This window comes from Nguyenibacter vanlangensis (assembly GCF_013376155.1).
Classification (GTDB): Bacteria; Pseudomonadota; Alphaproteobacteria; order Acetobacterales; family Acetobacteraceae; genus Gluconacetobacter; species Gluconacetobacter vanlangensis.
In genome coordinates, this window is record NZ_JABXXP010000659.1 from 1 (window position 1) to 1,540 (window position 1,540).

The window sequence follows — 1,540 nt, forward strand, 5'->3', positions numbered from 1 at the left end:
CCGGCCAGAGCCCGGTCGAGATCGCGCGCCGTGCGATGGATACCGGCCGGCGCGAGGGGTTCGACGTCGTCATCCTGGACACGGCCGGGGGCCGGGCGATCGACGAGGCGCTGATGGACGAGGTGCGGGCGATCCGCGCCGAGACGTCGCCGGCCGAAACCCTGCTGGTCGTCGATGCGATGACCGGCCAGGACGCGGTGAACACCGCGAAGGCGTTCAACGAGGCGGTGGGCGTGACCGGCGTCGTCATGACCCGCATGGACGGCGATGCCCGCGGGGGCGCCGCGCTGTCGATGCGCGCGATTACCGGCGCGCCGATCAAGCTGACCGGTTCGGGCGAGAAGCTGGACGCGCTGGAGGAGTTCCATCCCGAGCGCGTGGCCGGCCGCATCCTGGGGCTGGGCGACATCGCGGGCCTGGTCGAGAAGGCCGCCGATACGCTGGATCATGAAGAGAGCGAGAAGATCGCCCTCAAGATGATGCGCGGTCAGTTCGACCTGGACGATTATGCCGCGCAGATCCGCCAGATTTCCAAGATGGGCTCGCTGTCCGGCATCCTGGACATGCTGCCCGGCATGGGGAAGGTCAAGCAGGCGCTGGGTGACAAGGACCTGGATACGTCGGTCCTGAAGCGCCACCAGGCCATCATTTCGTCCATGACCAGGGCGGAGCGCAAGACGCCCGCCATCATCAAGGCGTCGCGCAAGAAGCGCATCGCCGCCGGGTCGGGGACCACAGTTCAGGACGTCAACCGGCTGCTGAAGCAGTTCGACGACATGTCCACGATGATGAAGCGGATCAACAAGCTCGGCATGAAGGGACTCATGCGCCAGGGGATGTCCGCTCTCATGCCCAAGGGGGCGAAACCGCCCGGCGGCCGTCCGTTCGGCTGACGGGATCGTCCAGTCCGTTTCGCCTTGGTCCGTATCCAGAGTTTTCTTTCGGAGTAGTGTTTCAAATGAGCCTGAAGATCCGCCTTGCCCGCGCCGGTGCGAAGAAGCGTCCGTACTACCACATCGTGGTGGCCGACAGCCGTTCGCCCCGCGATGGCCGCTTCATCGAGAAGGTGGGCGCCTACAACCCGATGCTGCCGTCCGACCATGCCGACCGCGTGCGGCTGGTGAACGAGCGCATCGCGCACTGGCTGTCGCAGGGCGCGCTGCCGACCGACCGCGTGGCCCGCTTCCTGGGCAATGCCGGCCTGGCGCCGAAGCCCGCCTATAACGAGCAGCCCAAGAAATCGGCGCCGAAGAAGCGCGCGCAGGAACGTGCCGCCGCTGCCGCGGCTGCCGCCGCGGCCTGATTGCGGACGGCGCGGATAGGATTACGGGCAGGCTGAACCGGTGGATCGCGATCGTATCCTGATGGGTGTGGTGGGACGTCCGCATGGCGTGCGGGGGCTGGTGCGCGTGCACAGCTATGCCGCCGTGCCGGAGGACCTGGCCGCCTATGGGGTGCTGACCGACGACCGGGGGCAGGGCTGGACCCTGCAATGGCGGGGCGACGGCATTGCCGAGCTGCGCGATGCGGCGGGCCGGGC

The 1,540-nt window shown here is 67.9% G+C and carries 1 protein-coding gene and 2 pseudogenes; all 3 read left to right on the forward strand.

Translation table 11 applies throughout. The features are described 5' to 3' along the window. Positions 1-893: pseudogene (locus HUK84_RS17755) on the forward strand (signal recognition particle protein); the annotation flags it as partial. Between the two features lie 65 nt (positions 894-958). After that, entirely contained in the window at positions 959-1,303 is a 345-nt protein-coding gene (gene rpsP, locus HUK84_RS17760; protein ID WP_176641433.1) for a 30S ribosomal protein S16, read from the forward strand. A gap of 40 nt (positions 1,304-1,343) precedes the next feature. Then, positions 1,344-1,540: pseudogene (locus HUK84_RS17765) on the forward strand (ribosome maturation factor RimM); the annotation flags it as partial.